Raw genomic sequence first — 20,966 nt, forward strand, 5'->3', positions numbered from 1 at the left:
TTCAGCGCAAATTGCGAACAGGTATCAACAAAGGCTGGGGATGATAACAGACCCAACCTTTGATGAATACCAATCACCTTTATACCCCTGATAAATTCCATTAATCAGCCTGACGACGCAGGAATGCCGGGATATCCAGGTAATCCAGGTCATCCTGAGGGTTCATTTTCGCGGCTGCCGCAGCACCGGCGTGGGCCTGGTTGCGCATTACGGTCGGGCGCTCCAGGTCACGGTAGTTCACGGCTGGCTGCTCCTGACGAACGGGCGCCGGGTTGGACGCTTCGTACGCCTGCTGGGCAGTCTGCAGGGTGTTGTCGACCACCTTCACAGGCTTCTCGATACGCGCGCCCAGGCCGGTGGCCACAACGGTCACGTGCAGTTCGTCACGCATGTCCGGATCGATCACGGTACCGACCTTGACCATGGCGTGGTCAGAGGCGAAGGCTTCGATGATGCTACCCACGTCGGAGTATTCACCCAGCGACAGGTCCGGGCCAGCGGTGATGTTCACCAGGATGCCGCGGGCGCCCTGCAGGTTGACATCTTCCAGCAGCGGGTTGCGGATGGCTGCTTCGGTGGCTTCGCGTGCACGGTTCGGGCCGCTGGCGCAACCAGTACCCATCATCGCCATGCCCATTTCACCCATGACGGTGCGCACGTCGGCGAAGTCGACGTTGATCATGCCCGGGCGCTTGATGATGTCGGAGATACCGCGCACGGCACCGGCCAGTACATCGTCGGCCTTGGCGAAGGCGGACAGCAGGCTGGCATCCTTGCCCAGGATGGTCAGCAGTTTCTCGTTGGGGATGGTGATCAACGAGTCGACGCTTTCAGCCAGCATGCGGATGCCTTCATCGGCGATCTGCATGCGCTTGCGGCCCTCGAACGGGAACGGACGGGTCACCACGGCTACGGTGAGGATGCCCATTTCCTTGGCCACTTCGGCAATGATCGGTGCAGCACCGGTACCGGTACCGCCGCCCATGCCAGTGGTGATGAACACCATGTTGGTGCCTTGCAGCACTTCGGCGATGCGCTCACGGTCTTCCAGTGCGGCCTGACGGCCGACTTCCGGATTGGCGCCAGCACCCAGGCCCTTGGTCACGCCAGTGCCCAATTGCAGGATGGTGCGTGCACCAATGTTTTTCAGGGCCTGAGCATCCGTGTTGGCGCAGATGAATTCCACGCCTTCGATGCTGCTCTTGACCATGTGGTTGACGGCGTTGCCGCCACCACCACCAACGCCGATCACTTTGATGACCGGGCTTTGCGGGACGTTGTCTACGAGCTCGAACATTTTCCCTCTCCTTACAGTTCTCTAGTTGTTGCGCCTACCACTACTGCTTTGAAACTTAGAAGTTGCCCTGTACCCAGCGCTTGAAGCGTTCAAGCACTGGGGCCTTCGGTTCATCGCCATAGCTGTTGTTGCTGCTGTTGCTGCTGCCGGTCAGGACCATGTCCTCGGACTGCTTGAGCAGGCCGTAGGTGAGCAAGCCCACGCCGGTGGAATAGATGGGGTTGCGAACCACGTCGCTCAGGCCCCGAACGCTGTGCGGTACGCCCAGGCGTACCGGCATGTGGAAGATTTCCTCGGCCAGTTCCACGGCACCTTCCATCTTCGCGGTACCGCCGGTGAGGACGATGCCCGCTGGCACCAGGTCCTCGTACCCGCTGCGGCGCAGTTCGGCCTGGATCAGGGTGAAGAGCTCGTCGTAACGCGGCTCCACCACCTCGGCCAGGGCCTGACGCGACAGCTCGCGCGGTGGGCGGTCGCCCACGCTCGGCACCTTGATGGTCTCGCCAGCGCCCGCCAGTTTGGCCAGGGCGCAGGCGTAGCGGATCTTGATTTCTTCGGCGTACTGGGTCGGGGTACGCAGGGCCATGGCGATGTCGTTGGTCACCTGGTCGCCGGCAATCGGAATGACCGCTGTGTGGCGGATCGCGCCTTCGGTGAAGATGGCGATGTCGGTGGTACCGCCACCGATGTCGACCAGGCACACGCCCAATTCCTTTTCATCGTCGGTGAGCACCGAATAGGCCGAAGCCAGCTGCTCGAGGATGATGTCGTCGATTTCCAGGCCGCAGCGGCGCACGCACTTTTCGATGTTCTGTGCCGCGTTGACCGCGCAGGTCACCACGTGAACCTTGGCTTCCAGACGCACGCCAGACATGCCCAGCGGCTCGCGGACGCCTTCCTGGTTGTCGATCACGTAGTCCTGCGGCAGGGTGTGCAGCACGCGCTGGTCGGCCGGAATGGCCACCGCCTGGGCCGCGTCCAGTACCCGCTCCAGGTCGGCCAGGCTGACCTCGCGGTCACGGATGGCGACGATGCCGTGGGAGTTCAGGCTGCGGATATGGTTACCGGCGACGCCCACGAACGCCGAGTGGATGCGGCAGCCGGCCATCAGCTGCGCTTCTTCGACGGCGCGCTGGATCGATTGCACGGTCGACTCGATGTTCACCACCACGCCTTTTTTCAGGCCGCGGGACGGGTGTGTGCCGATACCGACGATTTCCAGGGTGCCGTCTTCGCCCACTTCGCCGACCAGTGCCACCACCTTGGAGGTGCCAATATCCAGCCCGACGATCATTTTGCCGCTATGCGCGTTTGCCATGGTCCTGCCTCTCTCTAATTCTTCGCAACGGCGGGTTGGGCCGTCGTCGGTGCAATCGGTTCCCGCCAACCAACGGCAAGTCCGTTGGAATAACGCAGATCAATGCGGGCGATAGTGCTGATCTGGTCTTTGAGTGTCTTGTCGTAAATGGCAATGAAACGGCGCATCTTCTCCACCAGATGGTCGCGCCCCAGCAGCAGCTCGATGCCCGGCCCGGCGCTGCTCGCGCCAGTGGTCAGGAACCAGCTGCCTCGCTCGCGCAGCTCCAGGCGAGCGATGGAAAAGCCCAAGGGGCGCAGCATCTGGCTCAGTACCTGATACTGCTGCATGACTTGTTGCTGGGCACGCTGCGGCCCGGCAAGCTGCGGCAGGTGCTCATAGTTGGCCAGCTCACGCGGGGTGAATGCCTGGCCCTGGTTGTTGAGCAAGGCTTCGTCGCCCCAGCGCGCCACCGGCAGCTGTTCTTCCAGGCGGATGACCACCTCGTCAGGCCACACCCGGCGCACTTCGGCGTGGGCGATCCAGGGCATCTGCTCGAGCTCCGCACGCATCGCCGGCAGGTCGACACTGAAGAAGCTCGCGGCCACGTAAGGGGCGATACGCTGCTGCACCGACTGCTGGCTGATGTAGGTGAGGTCGCCCTGCACATCGATCTTGGCGATGGGCCGGTCGGCATAAGGCATCAGGCGGATGGCCCCTTCGTAGGCACCGAAGCCTGCTGCCACCAGCAATACCGGCCACAGCAGGCGCTTCAGGCCGCCGAGGCTGGGCCGCGGCAGGCGCGCCGATACGGGCTCGTCGGCCACCAGCCTGCTGGCACCACGCGGCACCGGCTTGCTACGGCCGGTTACGGGTTGCTGCTGACGTATCATTGCGCCTTGCATGATGATTAACCTCGCGTCGCCACGCTTTCGGCCAGGATTGCCAGCACCAGTTGCTGGAAGTCCAGGCCAGCCGCGCGGGCCGCCATGGGCACCAGGCTATGATCGGTCATGCCGGGTGCGGTGTTTACTTCGAGCAGCCAGAACCGGCCTTGCTCGTCCTGCATCACGTCCAGCCGCCCCCAGCCCTCGATGCCAACGGCATCACAGGCACGGGCGGTCAGGTCGATCAGTTCCTGTTCCTTGGCGCTATCCAGGCCGCACGGAATGCGGTACTGGGTATCGTTGGCGATGTACTTGGCGTCGTAGTCGTAGAACACGTGCGGTGTACCCAGGGCGATCGGCGGCAGCACCTGGCCGCGCAGCACCGCAATGGTGAACTCCGGGCCGTGGATCCACTGCTCTACCAGTACCTGGGAATCGTACTGGGCAGCGTCTTGCCAGGCGGCGATCAGTTCCTCGGCGCTGTTCACCTTGGCCATGCCGATGCTAGAGCCTTCATGGGCGGGTTTGACGATCAGCGGGAAGCCCAGTTCCGTACTGGCCTGCAAACAATCGCTTTCACTCGCCAGCACCGCGTGGCGCGGGGTAGGAATGCCCAGGCTCTGCCACACCTGCTTGGTACGCAGCTTGTCCATGGCCAGGGCCGAAGCGAGGATGCCGCTACCGGTATAAGGGATGCCCAGGCACTCCAGCAGCCCCTGCATGCTGCCATCCTCACCGCCACGGCCGTGGAGGATGATGAAGGCGCGGTCGATCTTCTCGTTCTGCAGGCGGTCGAGCAGGTCGTCACCGACGTCGATGGCAACGACGTCGACACCGGCGGTGGTCAGCGCATCGATCACGGCGGCGCCGGACTTGAGCGACACTTCGCGCTCGGCACTCTTGCCGCCGTACAGCACGGCAACGCGGCCAAACGCTTTCACGTCGAGGGTAGAGTGCAGCTTGTCGTAGGCGCTGGTCATTTCGACTTCTCCTGCTTGGCGCCAGCGAACAGCGGGCTTTTCATCAGTTGCGGGGCCAGGCCGCCAACGTCACCGGCACCCTGGCAGAGCAGGATGTCGCCAGCGCGCAGCAACGGCTTGACCAGTGGCGCCAGCTCGGCGCCACGTTCGATGTAGATCGGGTCGAGCTTGCCGCGCTGGCGAATGCTGTGGCACAGCTGCCGGCTGTCGGCGCCAGGTATTGGCTCTTCGCCAGCCGGGTACACCTCCATCAGCAGCAGCACGTTGGCATCGCCCAGCACCTGAACGAAATCGTCGTACAGGTCGCGGGTGCGGCTATAGCGGTGCGGCTGGTAGACGATCACCAGGCGGCGGCTTGGCCAGCCACCACGCACAGCCTTGATCACGGCGGCCACTTCGGTCGGGTGGTGGCCGTAGTCATCGACCAGCATCACGCTGCCGTCTTCGACCGGCAGCTCGCCGTAGACCTGGAAGCGACGGCCAACGCCCTGGAAGCCGGAAAGGCCCTGCACGATGGCTTCGTCAGTGATGCCTTCGTCAGTGGCAATGGCGATGGTGGCCAGGGCATTGAGCACGTTGTGGTTGCCCGGCATGTTCACCGACACGTCCAGCGGCTCGCAGTCGCGGCGCAGCACGGTGAAATGGGTCTGCATACCCTGCTGGCGCACATTGATGGCGCGGATGTCGGCCTCTTCGCTGAAACCGTAGGTCACGGTCGGGCGCTTCACCTGCGGCAGAATCTCGCGTACCACCGGGTCGTCCAGGCACATCACCGCCAGGCCATAGAACGGCAGGTTGTGCAGGAACTCGACGAAGGTTTTCTTCAGTTTGTTGAAGTCGCCTTCATAGGTCGCCATGTGGTCGGCGTCGATGTTGGTGACCACAGCCACCATCGGCTGCAGGTGCAGGAAGCTGGCATCGCTCTCATCGGCTTCGGCGATCAGGTAGCGGCTGGTGCCCAGCTGGGCATTGGTGCCGGCCGCGGTCAGGCGACCCCCGATGACGAAGGTCGGGTCCAGACCGCCGGCGGCGAATACCGAGGCCAGCAGGCTGGTGGTGGTGGTCTTGCCGTGTGTACCGGCGACTGCCACACCGTGGCGGTAGCGCATCAGTTCGGCGAGCATCTCGGCACGCGGTACCACCGGAATGCGCCGCTCGAGGGCGGTGGCCACTTCCGGGTTGGCCGGGTTGATGGCGCTGGAAACCACCAGCACATCGGCAGTGGCAGCGTTTTCGGCACGGTGGCCGACGAAGATCTCGGCACCGAATGACTCCAGCCGCTCGGTGACCGGCGAGGCTTTCAGGTCGGAACCGGACACTTCATAGCCCAGGTTCAGCAACACTTCGGCAATGCCGCACATGCCCACGCCGCCGATACCGACGAAGTGAATGCGACGGATACGACCCATTTTCGGCTGGGGCATGGCTTTCTGGCTCTCAACCATGGGCCACCTCCAGGCAGATATCGACCACGGTGCTGGTTGCTGCAGGTTTGGCCAGGCGCCGTGCGGTACCTGCCATGACATTGAGTTTCTCGGGTTGCATCAGCACCTCGTTCAGGCGTTCAGCGAGCTGCGCTGCGCCAGTTGTCGCTTGTGGCATCAGGAAGGCAGCACCTTCGCGAGCCAGATATTGAGCGTTGTGGGTCTGGTGATCGTCGATTGCGTGAGGCAACGGCACCAGCACCGAAGGCAGGCCTGCCGCCGCCAGCTCGCTGACGGTCAGCGCACCCGCCCGACACACCACCATGTCGGCCCAGCCATAGGCTTGGGCCATGTCCTTGATGAAAGGCTCGACCTGAGCCTCGACGCCGGCCTCGTGATAACGCTCGGCGGTGATCTGCGCGTGCTGCTTGCCGGCCTGGTGAAACACCTCGGGCCGCACGGCAGCAGGCACTTCGGACAGGGCCTTAGGCAACAATTTGTTCAATGGTTCCGCCCCCAGGCTGCCGCCCAGCACCAACAGCCGTGCACGGCGTTCGGCCAGGGGCGCGCGTGGCGCATCCAGGAACAGCTCGGGGCGCACCGGGTTGCCGGTGGTGCGGCGCTTGTCGCTGGCCTCGAAGGTGTTCGGGAACGCCTCGCAAACCCGCGCAGACAGCGGCACCAGCAAGCGGTTGGCGGTACCGGCGCGGGCGTTCTGCTCATGGATCACCAGCGGCACGCCACACAGCCGCGCAGCCACGCCGCCAGGGCCGGTCACATAACCACCAAAGCCCAGCACGCACACCGGCTTGAGCTGGCGAATGATCCGCCTTGCCTGGAGAACGGCCTTGACCAGGGTCAAGGGTGCCTTGAGCAACGACAGCTTGCCTTTGCCGCGCAGGCCGCTGACCTGGATCAGGTGCAGCGGCAGGCCGGCCTGGGGCACCAGTTCATTCTCGATGCCGCGCGGGGTGCCCAGCCAGTGCACGCTGTACCCGCGCGCCTGGAACTCACGGGCGCAGGCCAGGGCCGGGAACACGTGTCCGCCGGTACCGCCGGCCATGATCAGTACGTTCTTGCCGTCAGCGGCCATGACTGGTCTCCTCGGCAAAATCGCTTTCGCTGAATTCGTGCTCCTCGCTGCCCAGGTGCGTACGGCTTTCCCACTCGATACGCAATAGCAAGCCCACGCAAGCACAACAGATGACCAGCGAGCTGCCCCCGTAGCTGAGGAACGGCAGGGTCAGGCCTTTGGTCGGCAGCAAGCCGACATTCACCCCGATGTTGATCAGGAACTGGCCGATCCACAGGAAGGCCAGGCCGAACGCCATGTACGCGGCGAAGAACTGCTTGGCCTTCTCCGCCCACAGGCCGATGTACAGGGCGCGGACGGTCACGAACACGAACAGGGCGATGGTCACCAGCGAGCCGACCACGCCCAGCTCTTCGGCCAGTACCGAGAACACGAAGTCGGTGTGCGCTTCAGGCAGGTAGAACTGCTTCTGCACGCTGTTGCCCAGGCCCACGCCCAGCCACTCGCCACGGCCGAACGCGATCAACGCCTGGGTCAACTGGTAACCGGAGCCGAACTGGTCGGACCATGGGTCGGTAAAGGTGATCAGGCGCGCCATGCGGTAAGGCTGCGCCTGCACCAGTACGAACACCGCCAACACTGCCAGCACCACCATCAGGCTGAAGCGGAACAGCCCGACACCGCCAAGGAACAACATGGCCGCGGCCGCGCCCATCATCACCACGGTGGCGCCGAAGTCCGGTTCCATCAGCAGCAGCGCAGCCATCGGCAGCAACACGATGAAGGGTTTGAAGAAGCCCATCCAGGTCTCGCGGACTTCGGTCTGGCGGCGCACCAGGTACCCGGCCAGGTAGACCACCACGAACACCTTGGCGATTTCCGAAGGCTGCACGTTGAAGAAGCTGAAGCCGATCCAGCGCATGGAGCCGTTCACTTCACGGCCGATCCCCGGCACCAGCACCAGCACCAGCAAGCCGAAGGCGCCCAGCAGCATGAGGAAGCCCATGCGCTGCCAGGTGGCGATCGGGATCATCAGGGTCGCACCACAAGCCACCAGGCCCAGGAACACGTACACCAGGTGGCGGAACATGTGGTACAGCGGGTTGCCCGACTGCACTGCAGCCACTTCCGAGGAGGCCGAGGTGATCATCACCAGGCCCAGGCCGAGCAAGGCCAGGCAGCCGGCCAGCATCGCGAAGTCGAGGTCGATGCCACGGCCGCTGATCAGCGGCGACGGATAGGGCTTGAGCACACCGAAGATCATGCCAGGGCCCCCGCTGCCTGGGCGAACAGCCGCCCGCGTTCTTCGAAGTTCCGGAACATGTCGAGGCTGGCGCAGGCTGGCGACAACAGCACGGCATCCCCGGCCCGGGCCAGGTCGGCGCACTGTTGCACGGCGTCGTCGAGGGTTTTTACCCGCACCAGCGGCACGTCATCACCCAAGGCTTGGGCAAGGCGCTCGGCATCACGGCCCAGCAACACCACGGCGCGGCAAAACCGCTTGACCGGTTCACGCAGGGCGCCGAACTCGGCGCCTTTGCCGTCGCCACCTGCGATCAACACCAGCTTGCCCTCGATATCGGCCCCCAGGCCTTCGATGGCGGCCAATGCAGCACCGACATTGGTGGCCTTGGAATCGTCGTACCAGTTCACGCCGTCACGCTCGCGCACCCACTGGCAACGGTGGGCCAGGCCCGCGAATTCGCGCAGCGCTTCGAGCATCGGCTCGAACGGCAAGCCGGCAGCATGGCCCAAGGCCAACGCCGCCAGTGCATTGCTCTGGTTATGGGCACCGCGAATCTTCAGCTCGCGCACCGGCAGCAATGCCTGGAATTCGAACGCCAGGTATTTCTCGCCATCCACTTCGCGCAGGCCGAACGCCTTGAAGTCTGGTTGGTTGAGGCCGAAGGACCAGCAAGGGCGGCCTTCTACCGGCAGTGGCCGGCTCAGGGCGTCCTGGCGGTTCACGACCACCTGCCTGGCACCGCGGAAGATGCGGTGCTTGGCCAGGTGATAGGCCGGCAGGCCGCTGTAGCGGTCCATGTGGTCTTCGCTGATGTTCAGCACGGTGGCCACTTCGGCATTGAGCTGGTCGGTGGTTTCCAGCTGGAAGCTCGACAGCTCCAGCACGTACAGCTCGACGTCATCGGCCAGCAGGTCCAGTGCCGGGGTCCCCAGGTTACCGCCCACGGCCACGCGCTTGCCGGCCTTGGCTGCCATTTCACCTACCAGCGTGGTCACGGTGCTCTTGGCGTTGGAACCGCTGATGGCGATGATCGGCGCCTTGGCATGGCGGGCGAACAGCTCGATGTCCCCCGACAGCTGCACGCCCCGCGCAGCGGCCTGCTGCAGGGCCGGGGTAGCCAGGGCCAGGCCAGGGCTCACGTACAGTTCGTTGGCGCGGCACAGGAAGTCCACGTCCAGTTCACCACAGCGCACTTCCACCTGCGGGTACTCACGGCGCAGGGTGTCCAGTTCCGGCGGTTGCTCGCGGGTGTCGGCGACCGCAAAGGCAATGCCCCGGCTCGCCAGGAAGCGAACCAGGGACATGCCGCTCTTGCCGAGGCCGACAACGATGCGGAATTGGTCGGAAGCGATCAAAGACACGCTCATCTACCTCAGTTTCAGGGTGGCAAGGCCGATCAGCACCAGGATCACGGTGATGATCCAGAAGCGGACGATCACGCGTGGCTCTGGCCAGCCCTTGAGTTCAAAGTGGTGGTGGATCGGTGCCATGCGGAACACCCGTTTGCCGGTCAGCTTGAACGAGGCGACTTGAATCACCACCGACAGGGTTTCCACGACAAAGATGCCGCCCATGATGAACAGCACGATTTCCTGGCGCACGATCACCGCGATGGTGCCCAGGGCAGCGCCCAGCGCCAGCGCGCCGACGTCACCCATGAAGACTTGTGCCGGGTAGGTGTTGAACCACAAAAAGCCCAGGCCGGCACCGATCAAGGCGCCACAGAACACGATCAATTCGCCCGAGCCAGGCACGTAGGGAATCAGCAGGTACTCGGCGAATTTCACGTTACCCGACAGGTAGCAGAAGATGCCCAGGGCGCCGCCGACCATCACCGTGGGCATGATCGCCAGGCCGTCGAGGCCGTCGGTGAGGTTGACCGCGTTGCTGGAGCCGACGATGACGAAGTAGGTCAGCACCACGAAGCCGACGCCCAGCGGAATGGTGACGTCCTTGATGAAGGGCAGGATCAGCGTGGTTTCGACGCTGGTCGGTGCGGTCTTGTACAGGAACACCGCCGCCGCCAGGCCGAACACCGACTGCCAGAAGTACTTCCAGCGGCTTGGCAGGCCCCGCGAATTCTTTTCGATCACCTTGCGGTAGTCGTCGACCCAGCCGATGGCACCGAAGGCCAGGGTGACGATCAGCACCACCCAGACGTAGCGGTTGCTCAGGTCGGCCCACAGCAGGGTGCTGACAGCGATGGCCGACAGGATCAGTGCGCCGCCCATGGTCGGGGTGCCGGACTTGGACAGGTGCGATTGCGGGCCGTCGTTACGTACGGCCTGGCCGATCTGGCGAATTTGCAGCGTACGGATCATCCACGGCCCCAGCCACAGCGCCAGGGACAACGCGGTCAGTACACCCAGAATCCCGCGCAGGGACAGGTACTGGAAGACCGCGAAGCCTTTGTGGAACTGTTGCAGATACTCGGCCAACAGCAGCAGCATTAATGTTTCTCCCCGCTGGCACCGCACAAAGCCGCCACGACGTTTTCCATCGCAGCGCTGCGCGAGCCCTTGATCAAAATAGTGGTGTCGCTGGCGTTTTCGGCACTAACCGCGCCGATCAGCTCAGCTTGAGTAGCGAAATGACGGCCATCGGCGCCGAACGCCTCGACCGCATGTTTCATGTTGGAACCCACTGCGTACAGGGCGTCGACCTTGCCGCGCGCGTAGTCACCCACCTGCCGGTGGCCTTCTTCCGCCCACTGCCCCAGTTCGCCGATATCCCCAAGCACCAGGACGGTGCGGCCGGAGAAGCCGGCGAGTATATCAATGGCCGCGCACATCGAGGTGGGATTTGCGTTGTAACTGTCGTCGATCACACGCACGCCACTGGGCGCGATCTGCGCCACGGTGCGGCCCTTGACCGGCTGCACCGCCGCAAGGCCAGCTGCAATGCCAGCCAGGCTCAGACCAACGGCATGGGCAGCGGCGGCAGCGGCCAGGGCGTTGCTGACATTGTGCTCACCGAGCACATTGAGCTGCACCTGGGCCACCTCGCCGGCGCCATGCAGCTGGAATGACGGGCAACCACGGGCGTCGCGCCCAATGGCGCTGGCATGGAAATCGGCACGGGCGTCGCTGCGGGCGAAGCTGATGACCTTGTGCGCCCCGGCACGGGCCTTCCAGGTCGCGAAGGCCTTGTCGTCCAGGTTGAGAATGGCGATACCGCCCTCGCCCAAGCCTTCAAGAATCTCGCCTTTGGCTTCGACGATTTTCTCCGGGCCGCCGAACTCGCCAACATGCGCGGTACCGGCGTTGTTGATGACGACCACCTGCGGCCGGGTCAGGCCGACGGTGTAGCGAATTTCACCGATGCGCGAAGCGCCCAGCTCGATCACCGCAGCACTGTGCTGCGCAGCGATTTCCAGCAGGGTCAGCGGCGCACCGAGGTCGTTGTTGAGGTTGCCACGGGTGGCGTGGACAAGACCACGGGTGCGCAGGATGCTGGCAAGCATTTCCTTGACTGTGGTCTTGCCGCTGGAACCGGTAATGGCCACCACCGGCTTGTCATAGGCAGCACGGTTCAGTGCCCCGAGCTGGCCCAGGGCCAGGCGGCAGTCAGCCACGCGCAATTGCGGCAGCTCGACATCGGCCACCTCGCGCTCGACCAGCGCCGCGACGGCACCCTTGGCTTTGACATCGGCCAGGTAGTCGTGGCCGTCGAAACGCGGGCCGGTCAAGGCGACGAACAGTTGCCCGGCACTGACACTGCGGCTGTCGATGCTGACGCCGGTGAACGCCGCATCGGCGCCGATCTGCTGACCGTTCAGCAGCGGGGCCAGCTGGCTGAGTGACATGGGCTTAAGCATGTGGAGCCTCCCAGGCTGCAAGTGCCTTTTCGGCTTCGATCAAGTCGGAGAACTCATGGCGCTCGCCGTTGATCTCCTGGTAATCCTCGTGCCCCTTGCCGGCCAGCACGATCACGTCGTCGGCAGCAGCGGTGGCAATCAGGTGCGCAATGGCCGCGCCGCGGCCAGCGATGAACTCCACCCCGGCAGGCTTGGCAAAACCGGGGCGAATGTCGTCGAAGATACGCAGCGGGTCTTCGCTACGCGGGTTGTCGTCGGTGACCAGGACGCGGTCCGCCAGGCGCTCGGCCACTTCGGCCATCAGTGGGCGCTTGCCGCGATCACGGTCGCCACCGCAGCCGAACAGGCACAGCAGCTGGCCGTGAGCATGCGGGCGCAGGGCTTCCAGAACCTTCTCCAGCGCGTCTGGCGTATGTGCGTAGTCGACCACCACCAATGGCTTGGCACCGCCACCCAGGCGCTGCATGCGGCCAACCGGCCCTTGCAGTTTGGGGATGACGCGGAGGATCTCGTCGAGGGCGAAGTCCATTGCCAGCAGGGTTGCCACCGCCGCCAGCATGTTGCTCAGGTTGAAACGGCCCAGCAACTGGCTGCGCAGAATGCGTTCACCCTGGGCAGTGACCAATGTGGCGCGCACGCCATGGTCATCGAATTCGGCCTTGGTGCAGAATAGATCCGCGTCCCGGTTTTCCAGGCTATAGCTGAGCAGCCGTGACTCGATAGGATCTGCCGGCGCCCTATCGTCGAAAGCTTGAGCCAGGCGCCGACCGAACTCGTCGTCCAGGTTCACCACCTGGCAGCGCAGGCTCGGCCAGGCGAACAGCTTGGCCTTGGCCGCTTCGTACGCCTGCATGCTGCCGTGATAGTCGAGGTGATCGCGGGACAGGTTGGTCATCACCGCAATGTCGAAAGCCAGTGCAGCCACGCGGCCTTGTTCCAGGGCATGGGAAGACACCTCCATGGCCACGGCTTTGGCGCCAGCCTTTTTCAGGCCATACAGCGTCGACTGCACGGCAATCGGGTCAGGGGTGGTCAGGCGGCCACTTTGCAGTTCACCGTAGAACCCGGTACCGAGAGTGCCGATCAGGCCGCAGCGCTTGCCGAGCAGGTCCAACGCCTGCGCGAGCAATTGGGTGACACTGGTCTTGCCGTTGGTACCGGTCACGCCGACCAGGTCCAGCTGCCGGCTGGGCTCGCCATAGAAGCGGCCGGCAATATCCGACAGCTGAGCGACCAGGCCTTTGACCGGGATCAGCGGCACATCGGTCAACGGCAGCACGTTGGCGCCCTGCTCTTCATAAGCCACGGCGGCAGCACCACGGGCCAAGGCATCGGCAATGTGCCCACGGCCATCGACCTTGGCCCCCGGCACTGCCAGGAACAAGTCACCCGGGCGCACGTTGCGGCTGTCCAGGGTCAGTTCGCGGATCATCGGATCGCGGCTGGCGTGTGCGAACAGTTTGCTCAATGGCATTGTCATCACCCACGCCCTCCCTTGGCAGCGGCAGCATTGACTTGTGGTTGCCCGGCAGGTGCAGCAGCAGCTGGCGGCGGCAGGTTGTCTGGCGGCACGTTCATCAGGCGCAGGGTGCCGGACATGACCTTGCTGAACACCGGTGCCGAAACCAGGCCACCGAAGTAGCCACCCTTGCCCGGTTCGTCAATCACCACGACGATGGCGTAACGCGGATCGCTCATCGGGCCGAAGCCTGCAAACAGCGAGCGGTAGGCGTTTTCGGTGTACCCCTTGGAACCCACCGTGGCTTTACGTGCAGTACCGGACTTGCCGGCCACGTGGTAGAACGGCACCTGGGCGCGGAACACGCCACGCGGCGCCTCGATCACCTGCTGCAACATGCCCTGGATGGTTTCCGCGGTCTCCTTCGGAATGGCCTGCACGGCCTCGGGCGCCTTGTCCACCTTGAGGATCGACAGCGGGACCATCTTGCCGTCGTTGGCCAATGCCGCGTAGGCATGCACCAACTGCAGGGCGGTCACCGACACGCCGTAGCCGTAAGACAGGGTGGCCGTCTCGGCCTTGCGCCACTCGCGGTGGTTCGGCAGGTTGCCGACACGCTCACCCGGGAAGCCAAGGCCGGTGTACTGGCCCAGGCCGACCTGGGACATCACGCGGTAGATGGCCTCGCCACCGATGTCGAAGGCGATCTTGCTCATGCCCACGTTACTGGAGTTGATCAGGATGCCGGTCAGGTCGAGGATCGGACCCTCGCTGCGCGACACATCCTTGATGGTGTAGCGGCCGATCTGCAGGCTGCCGGGGTATACCTCGACCTTGTCGGTAGGTTTCCAGCGGCCGCTTTCCAGCGCTGCGCTCATGGAGATCGGCTTCACCGTCGAACCTGGCTCGAACACGTCGATGATCGCCCGGTTACGCATGGCCGCCGGGAACATGCTGCGGCGGTTGTTGGGGTTGTAGGTCGGCTGGTTGACCATGGCCAGGACCTCACCGGTCTTGACGTCCATGATCACCAGGCTGCCGGCCTTGGCGTTCTGTTCGGCAATGGCGTTGCGCAGCTCGCGGGTAGCCAGGTACTGCAGACGCAGGTCAATCGACAACGCCAAGGTCTTCCCGGCCTTGGCGTTCTTGGTGACCTGAATGTCCTTGATCAGCCGGCCGCGCCGGTCCTTGATCACCTGGCGCTTGCCAGGCACGCCGGCAAGCCACTCGTCATAGGCCAGCTCGACCCCTTCGCGCCCGTGGTCGTCCAGGTCGGTGAAGCCGACCATATGCGCAGTGACATCACCGGCCGGGTAGAACCGGCGGAATTCTTCCAGCCCGTACACGCCGGGCACTTTCAGGTCGAGCACGTGCTGGCCCTGCTCCGGGGTCAGGCCGCGGACCAGGTAGATGAACTCTTTGTTGGCCTGCTGGGTCAGGCGCTCGCTCAGCTGCTGCGGGTTTTGCCCCAATGCTGCTGCCAGTTGCGGCCAGCGCTCTTTGGAGGCCTGCATTTCCTTGGGGTTGGCCCACAAGGTCGTGACCGGGGTACTGACCGCCAATGGCTCACCGTTGCGGTCGGTAATCAGCCCACGGTGTGCCGGGATCGAGATATGGCGCAGGCTGCGCGCGTCGCCCTGGCCCTTGAGGAAGTCGCGGTCGACCACCTGCAGGTCGATGATGCGCCAGCAGATGGCCCCGACCATGAGTGCCAGCAGGCCGATGACCACGCGGAAGCGCCATGGGTACAGTGCGCCTTCGAGTTTCATCATGGCGCCACCATCCGCACTTCGTCAGCCGCAGGCACGCGCATCTTCAATTGCTCGGACGCAAGGTTTTCGATACGGCTGGCAGCGGTCCAGGTGCTCTGCTCGAGGATCAACCGGCCCCACTCGGCCTGGGCCTTGTCGCGCTCGTTCAGCTCACCGTACAGGGTATTGAGCAACTGGCGGTTCCAGTGCGCGCTATAGGACACCGCAATGGCCGAAACCAGCACGGCAACGAATAGCAGGAGCATCAGGAAGCTCCCGCCAGGCAAGGGCTTGGCGAACAGCCTGCTCACCGCAACTTCTCCGCCACACGCATCACGGCGCTGCGCGACCGCGGGTTGGCCTTGAGCTCGGCTTCGGAGGCGAACTGGGCCTTGCCGATGAGCTTGACCTTGGGCTCGAAGACCTTGTGCTGCACCGGCAGGTTGCGTGGCAGGTTGTCGGCCTCGCCCTTGACCAGCTTGCGCATGAACAGTTTGACGATGCGGTCTTCCAGCGAGTGGAAGCTGATAACCGCCAGCCGACCGCCGACTTCAAGTGCGTCGAGCGCGGCCTCGAGCCCCGCCTCCAGGTCACCCAGTTCATTGTTGACGTGGATGCGCAAGCCCTGGAAGGCGCGGGTAGCCGGGTTCTTGCCCTTTTCCCAGGCCGGGTTGGCCACCTTGAGCACCTCTGCCAGGTCGGCAGTGCGGGTGAACGGCTGCTTTTCGCGGCGCTCGACCACGGCACGCGCCATGCGCCCGGCAAAGCGCTCTTCGCCGTATTCCTTGAACACGCGGGCAATTTCTTCCACCGGTGCGGTGGCAATGAATTCAGCAGCGCTGACGCCCTGGTCGGGGTTCATGCGCATGTCCAGCGGGCCATCATTGAGAAAGCTGAAGCCCCGCTCGGGGTCGTCCAGTTGCGGCGAGGACACGCCAAGATCCAGCAACACGCCGCTGACCTTGCCATGCAGGCCCCGCTCGGCCACTTCTGCGCCCAGCTCGGCAAAGCTGCGCTGCACAATGACAAAGCGGCCGTCTTCGGCCGCCAGCGCTTGCCCTGTGGCAATCGCTTGTGGGTCTTTGTCGAAGCCCAGCAGCCGCCCTTGCGGCCCGAGCTTGCTGAGGATCAGGCGGCTGTGTCCGCCACGGCCAAACGTGCCGTCCAGATAGCAACCGTCGGCGCGCAAGGCCAATGCCTCGACAGCTTCGTCGAGCAGGACGGTAATGTGGTTGAAGCCGCTATCTATGGTCACAGGATCAGGTCACGCAATTCGTCGGGCATGGCGCCCGGTTGTTGAATAGCTGCAAGGTCGGCTGCCGAAACCGCGTTCCAGGCATCTTCATCCCACAGCTGGAATTTGTTCAGTTGCCCCACCAGCATCGCCTTCTTGTCGAGCTTGGCGTACTCACGCAAACGGGGCGGCACCAGGAAACGCCCACTGCCGTCGAGTTCCAGGTCTACCGCATTGCCAATCAGCAATCGCTGCAGGCGGCGGTTTTCCTCACGCAACGATGGCAAGGCACGCAACTTGGCTTCTATCTGTTCCCACTCATCGAGGGGATAAACACACAAGCACGGGTCCACGGCGTCGATGGTCACGATCAGCTGACCATTGCAACGCGAATCGAGCTCGTCACGGTACCGGCTCGGCATGGCGAGACGGCCCTTGGCATCGAGACTGACGGCGTTGGCTCCGCGGAACACGGCTGCGATTCCCCACAATGTTATCTTTTTTGTGCCAGAAAACCCACTTCATCCCACTTTCTGCCACTTGCGCACACTATAGGAATCCGCCGGAGGCACCGTCAAGGCACGTTCGGAAGGAAAAGCCTTACAGGACCGAGATTTAGCGCGTTAAAGGATTGTGAAAGGTATTTCACAATGAAAAAAACACGAGAAAAATCAAACCCGCACAAGCCACTGGGGCTTGAACTTAAAGTGATTTATTAAGAGTAAGATTTTTTCGGTATTACCAAAGGGGGGTCTGCTATCGAAAGATGCAGAAAAGAAAGGTGGAGAGTCGATCTGTAAGCCGGGTTTTGTCGAGGACAGTCATTCCTCTACGACGGCCATCACTGGACGCCTCTAGCAACCTACCCGGTTCCGACGCGGGCCACGCCTGATGGAACCCTATTTGGTCTTGCTCCGAGTGGGGTTTACCTAGCCACGAACTGTTGCCAGCCGTGCGGTGCGCTCTTACCGCACCTTTTCACCCTTACCGGCACCGAAGTGCTTAGGCGGTTATTTTCTGTGGCACTTTCCGTAGGCTCACGCCTCCCAGGCGTTACCTGGCACTCTGCCCTATGGAGCCCGGACTTTCCTCCCCCGAACTTTTGCGGAACAAAAGACGGCAGCGACTGTCCGATCGACTCTCCGCCGACAAGGGTAACGGCACACGCGCTCAAGAACAAGCGCCAGCAGCATTTATATCAATTTGCCACTACTGAGCCTTCTGTTTATCCAGGGCAAGTTGATACAACAGATTCTTGCGCACGCCGGTAATTTCCGAGGCAAGCGCCGCCGCCCGCTTCAGCGGCAACTCGGCCAGCAACAGGTCGAGCACGCGCTGGGTCTCGCTACTGATGGCCTGCTCGCCCTCCGGTGCACTCCAGCCACCGACCAGTACCACGCACTCACCGCGCTGCTGGTTGCTATCACCGGCGACGAACGCCCGCAACTCGGCCAGGGGCAAGCCCTTGAGCGTCTCGAAGGTTTTCGTCAGTTCGCGCGCCAATAAGGCTGGGCGCTCACCGCCAAACACCGTTTCCATGTCCTCGAGGCACTCGAGGATACGGTGCGGCGCTTCATAGAAAATCAGCGTGCGCGGCTCTTCGCGCACTTGCTCCAGGCGTGCCAGGCGCCCCGCCTGCCTGGCCGGCAGGAAACCTTCGAAAATGAAACGGTCCGAGGGCAGGCCCGCCGCCGACAATGCCGCGATCAAGGCACAGGCGCCCGGCACCGGCACCACGCTGACCCCGGCAGCCCGCGCCTGGCGCACCAGGTGGTAGCCAGGGTCGGAAATCAACGGGGTACCGGCATCGGAAACCAGCGCCACATCTTCGCCGGCCAACAGCTTGCCGAGAAAGCGCCCGCCTTCGTCCCGCTCGTTATGCTCGTGGCAGGCCGCCAGTGGTGTATCGATGCCAAAATGTTGCAGCAGGCGGATTGAATGGCGAGTGTCTTCGGCTGCGATCAGCGCCACGTCTGCCAGCACCTTGAGCGCTCGGGCGCTCATGTCATCGAGGTTGCCGATGGGAGTTGCCACCACATACAGCGTTCCCACGGTGGATTTAGAAGCCCCTGCCACATCAGTCACTGCGCACACCTGTCATTCGGATCAAAGGCGCCATTGTAGCCCGAGCGCCCGCAACAGGGCGCAAAGAACTTCATACGCGACCGGCGGCAAGCCACCTATAGTGAAGGATCGACACGGCAACATCGCGCCCCGGCCAGTGCTTGGGTACAATTGCCGGCCAACTTGATCGAGTAACAGGACCTTTACATGATCGCTTGCCTGCGGCTGCTCACAGCCCTCTGCCTCGCTGCCCTGCTGGCAGCCTGCGCCAGCTCGCCCTCATCCAGCCTGGGCGAACTGCCACGCACCCCGGATGCCAGCATCGAGCAACTGCTCGAGCAGGCTGCTTCCAGCAAGTCTGCGCAAGACGCCGCCCTGCTGCGCCTGAGCGCAGCCGACCTGGCCTACAAGCAGAAGGACTTCCCCCGCGCCGCACGCATTCTCGAGCAGGTCCCGCTGGACACGCTCAAGCCGGCCCAGCAAGTGTTCGCCAGCACCCTGGCGGCAGAACTGGCCATGAGCCGCAACCAACCCAAGGCTGCCCTGGCCGCCCTGGCCCACCCAAGCCTGCAGCACGTTCCCGAGCTGCCGAAGGAACAGCAGGCGCGCACCTACTACGTGCACGCCGCCGCGCTGGAGGCCGATGGCCAGGCCCTGGCCGCCGCGCAACAGCGCGTACTGCTGGCCCCATTGCTCAGCGACCAGGCCGCCAGCGCAAACAACGACGCCATCTGGGCCTTGGTCGCCTCGCTGCCGGCCGAGCAGCTGCAGCAGCCGGCCACTGACCAGACCCTGGCCGGCTGGACCAGCCTGGCCCTGGCGGTGAAAAGTGCCGGCACCCTCGAGCAGCAACAGAGCGCCATCGAGAGCTGGGTCAAACAGCACCCGGACCACCCGGCGGCCAAACAGCTGCCAGTGCCACTGGTCAAGCTCAAGGAACTGGCCAGCCAACCGCTGACCAAAATCGCCCTGCTGCTGCCCCAGGAAGGGCCACTGGCCGGGGTTGCCCGGGCCCTGCGTGACGGCTTCATGGCCGCCCACTTCCAGGCCCAGCAGGCTGGCCAAGCCGCCCCTGCGGTGCAGGTGTTCGACAGCTCGCGCATCGGCTCGCTCGACGACTTCTACCGCCAGGCCCAGGCCGCAGGCGTGCAGCTGGTCATCGGCCCGCTGGAAAAACCGCTGGTCAAGCAATTGGCCAGCAAACCGCAACTGCCGATCACCACCCTGGCGCTCAACTACGCCGATGCTGGCCAGGTGGCCCCACCGCAATTGTTCCAGTTCGGCCTGGCGGCCGAAGACGAAGCACGCGAAGTATCCCGTCGCGCCCGTGCCGATGGCATGGTCCGCGCGGTAGCCCTGGTGCCGAGCGGCGAATGGGGTGATCGCGTGCTGGCCGCCTTCCGCCAGGACTGGGAAGGCAACGGCGGCACCGTGCTCGCAGCCCAACGCATCGCGCAACCGGTTGCGCTGGCCCAGCAGATTGCCGACCTGTTCCAGCTGCGCCAGAGCGAAAGCCGCGCTAAGAGCCTGCAGAGCACGGTTGGCGGCAACATCGCCGCACAACCGTCGCGCCGCCAGGACATCGACTTCCTCTTCCTTGCCTCTACCCCTCAGCAAGCGCAGCAGATCAAGCCGACCCTGAATTTCCAGTACGCCGGTGACGTACCGGTGTACGCCACTTCCAACCTGTACAGCGCCAGCGGTGACGTCAACCAGTACAACGACATGAACGGCATCCGCTTCTGCGAAACCCCGTGGCTGCTCGATACCAGCAACAGCCTGCGCCAACAGGTGGTTCAGCAGTGGCCGCAAGCGGCCGGCAGCCTGGGCCGCCTGTACGCCATGGGCGTCGATGCCTACAGCCTGGCACCGCGCCTGGGCCAACTGAAGGCGCTGCCGGATAACCGCGTCCAGGGCCTATCCGGCAGCTTGAGCATCAACGCCAACCAGCGTGTGGAGCGTCAACTGCCATGGGCTGAATTCGCTGGCGGCCAAGTCAAGCGCCTGCCTGATACCCCGCGCTGATGGCTGCAGCATCACCGACCGGCGCCGGCCACGCTGCAGAAACCCAAGCCCTTGAGTACCTTCAGGGGCAAGGCCTGCGGCTGCTGGCGCGCAACTGGCGATGCAAAGGCGGCGAGCTTGATCTGGTCATGCTCGACGCCGATACAGTAGTATTCGTCGAAGTCCGCTACCGGTTGCACGCGGCCTTCGGAGGCGCCCTCGCCAGTATCGATGGGCGCAAGCAGAAACGGCTGGTGCATGCGGCCAGCCTGTTCCTGCTCAAGGAGCCCCAATGGGGCAACCACCCCTGCCGCTTCGACGTTGTCGCCCTGCAGGGTAGCCACCATGCAGGCAAACCGCTTCAGTGGCTGAAAAACGCCTTCGAGTGCTGAACCCTCTACGTTTTTTTTGCTCTATGTATCGCGGGCTGGTCGTTGTTGCGCGTAACAAAGGCCACCGCCCCATTTAAGGTC

At 63.8% G+C, this 20,966-nt stretch carries 18 protein-coding genes and 1 other RNA gene; 2 read left to right on the plus strand and 17 right to left on the minus strand.

Going from position 1 to position 20,966, the window contains the following annotated elements; translation table 11 throughout:
- Nucleotides 1-100 precede the first annotated feature (100 nt).
- The 17 genes from ftsZ to rsmI form a co-directional block, all read right to left on the minus strand.
- Nucleotides 101-1,297: a cell division protein FtsZ gene (gene ftsZ / locus GYA94_RS21785; RefSeq protein ID WP_009684407.1), complete on the minus strand. Its 1,197-nt coding sequence runs from the start codon at nucleotides 1,295-1,297 to the stop codon at nucleotides 101-103.
- Between the two features lie 55 nt (nucleotides 1,298-1,352).
- The gene (gene ftsA, locus GYA94_RS21790) at nucleotides 1,353-2,615 is read right to left on the minus strand and encodes a cell division protein FtsA (RefSeq protein ID WP_009684408.1); all 1,263 of its coding nucleotides are present in this window, start codon (nucleotides 2,613-2,615) and stop codon (nucleotides 1,353-1,355) included.
- 14 nt (nucleotides 2,616-2,629) lie between these two features.
- Nucleotides 2,630-3,499, minus strand: coding sequence for a cell division protein FtsQ/DivIB (locus GYA94_RS21795; protein WP_029886561.1), 870 nt, complete (start codon nucleotides 3,497-3,499; stop codon nucleotides 2,630-2,632).
- A gap of 5 nt (nucleotides 3,500-3,504) precedes the next feature.
- Nucleotides 3,505-4,461, minus strand: a complete 957-nt coding sequence (locus GYA94_RS21800) for a D-alanine--D-alanine ligase (protein ID WP_029886560.1) — start codon at nucleotides 4,459-4,461, stop codon at nucleotides 3,505-3,507.
- On the minus strand, nucleotides 4,458-5,906 hold the full coding sequence (gene murC, locus GYA94_RS21805; protein ID WP_029886559.1) for a UDP-N-acetylmuramate--L-alanine ligase: 1,449 nt from the start codon (nucleotides 5,904-5,906) through the stop codon (nucleotides 4,458-4,460). Before murC ends, GYA94_RS21800 begins: the two co-directional genes overlap by 4 nt.
- Nucleotides 5,899-6,978 carry an undecaprenyldiphospho-muramoylpentapeptide beta-N-acetylglucosaminyltransferase gene (murG, locus tag GYA94_RS21810; RefSeq protein WP_029886558.1) on the minus strand — a complete coding sequence of 360 codons (1,080 nt, stop codon included), beginning with the start codon at nucleotides 6,976-6,978 and terminating at the stop codon, nucleotides 5,899-5,901. The genes murC and murG overlap by 8 nt, the downstream gene beginning before the upstream one ends.
- Nucleotides 6,968-8,179, minus strand: a complete 1,212-nt coding sequence (gene ftsW / locus GYA94_RS21815) for a putative lipid II flippase FtsW (protein WP_174824202.1) — start codon at nucleotides 8,177-8,179, stop codon at nucleotides 6,968-6,970. Before ftsW ends, murG begins: the two co-directional genes overlap by 11 nt.
- Complete coding sequence (gene murD / locus GYA94_RS21820; RefSeq protein WP_110675753.1) at nucleotides 8,179-9,525, minus strand: UDP-N-acetylmuramoyl-L-alanine--D-glutamate ligase; 1,347 nt, start codon at nucleotides 9,523-9,525, stop codon at nucleotides 8,179-8,181. The genes ftsW and murD overlap by 1 nt, the downstream gene beginning before the upstream one ends.
- Before the next feature lie 6 nt (nucleotides 9,526-9,531).
- Nucleotides 9,532-10,614: a phospho-N-acetylmuramoyl-pentapeptide-transferase gene (gene mraY / locus GYA94_RS21825; protein ID WP_003251852.1), complete on the minus strand. Its 1,083-nt coding sequence runs from the start codon at nucleotides 10,612-10,614 to the stop codon at nucleotides 9,532-9,534.
- Nucleotides 10,614-11,981 (minus strand): UDP-N-acetylmuramoyl-tripeptide--D-alanyl-D-alanine ligase, encoded by a 1,368-nt coding sequence (locus tag GYA94_RS21830; protein WP_161893088.1) that lies wholly within the window; start codon nucleotides 11,979-11,981, stop codon nucleotides 10,614-10,616. Before GYA94_RS21830 ends, mraY begins: the two co-directional genes overlap by 1 nt.
- Nucleotides 11,974-13,461: a UDP-N-acetylmuramoyl-L-alanyl-D-glutamate--2,6-diaminopimelate ligase gene (locus GYA94_RS21835; RefSeq protein ID WP_161893089.1), complete on the minus strand. Its 1,488-nt coding sequence runs from the start codon at nucleotides 13,459-13,461 to the stop codon at nucleotides 11,974-11,976. The genes GYA94_RS21830 and GYA94_RS21835 overlap by 8 nt, the downstream gene beginning before the upstream one ends.
- Nucleotides 13,461-15,209 (minus strand): peptidoglycan D,D-transpeptidase FtsI family protein, encoded by a 1,749-nt coding sequence (locus GYA94_RS21840; RefSeq protein WP_161893096.1) that lies wholly within the window; start codon nucleotides 15,207-15,209, stop codon nucleotides 13,461-13,463. The genes GYA94_RS21835 and GYA94_RS21840 overlap by 1 nt, the downstream gene beginning before the upstream one ends.
- The gene (gene ftsL / locus GYA94_RS21845; protein ID WP_009684421.1) at nucleotides 15,209-15,502 is read right to left on the minus strand and encodes a cell division protein FtsL; all 294 of its coding nucleotides are present in this window, start codon (nucleotides 15,500-15,502) and stop codon (nucleotides 15,209-15,211) included. The genes GYA94_RS21840 and ftsL overlap by 1 nt, the downstream gene beginning before the upstream one ends.
- On the minus strand, nucleotides 15,499-16,446 hold the full coding sequence (rsmH, locus tag GYA94_RS21850) for a 16S rRNA (cytosine(1402)-N(4))-methyltransferase RsmH (RefSeq protein ID WP_009684422.1): 948 nt from the start codon (nucleotides 16,444-16,446) through the stop codon (nucleotides 15,499-15,501). Before rsmH ends, ftsL begins: the two co-directional genes overlap by 4 nt.
- Nucleotides 16,443-16,898 (minus strand): division/cell wall cluster transcriptional repressor MraZ, encoded by a 456-nt coding sequence (gene mraZ / locus GYA94_RS21855; protein ID WP_004575120.1) that lies wholly within the window; start codon nucleotides 16,896-16,898, stop codon nucleotides 16,443-16,445. Before mraZ ends, rsmH begins: the two co-directional genes overlap by 4 nt.
- 308 nt (nucleotides 16,899-17,206) lie before the next feature.
- Nucleotides 17,207-17,567: RNase P RNA component class A (rnpB, locus tag GYA94_RS21860), an RNA gene on the minus strand.
- A 67-nt stretch (nucleotides 17,568-17,634) separates the two neighbouring features.
- Nucleotides 17,635-18,510 (minus strand): 16S rRNA (cytidine(1402)-2'-O)-methyltransferase, encoded by an 876-nt coding sequence (rsmI, locus tag GYA94_RS21865; protein ID WP_161893090.1) that lies wholly within the window; start codon nucleotides 18,508-18,510, stop codon nucleotides 17,635-17,637.
- 186 nt (nucleotides 18,511-18,696) lie between these two features.
- Here rsmI and GYA94_RS21870 point away from each other — a divergent pair, with 186 nt between their 5' ends.
- Nucleotides 18,697-20,514, plus strand: coding sequence for a penicillin-binding protein activator (locus GYA94_RS21870; protein WP_009684425.1), 1,818 nt, complete (start codon nucleotides 18,697-18,699; stop codon nucleotides 20,512-20,514).
- Nucleotides 20,514-20,885, plus strand: a complete 372-nt coding sequence (locus tag GYA94_RS21875; RefSeq protein ID WP_054889886.1) for a YraN family protein — start codon at nucleotides 20,514-20,516, stop codon at nucleotides 20,883-20,885. Before GYA94_RS21870 ends, GYA94_RS21875 begins: the two co-directional genes overlap by 1 nt.
- Nucleotides 20,886-20,966 lie beyond the last annotated feature (81 nt).

The organism is Pseudomonas juntendi (assembly GCF_009932375.1).
Classification (GTDB): Bacteria; Pseudomonadota; Gammaproteobacteria; order Pseudomonadales; family Pseudomonadaceae; genus Aquipseudomonas; species Aquipseudomonas juntendi.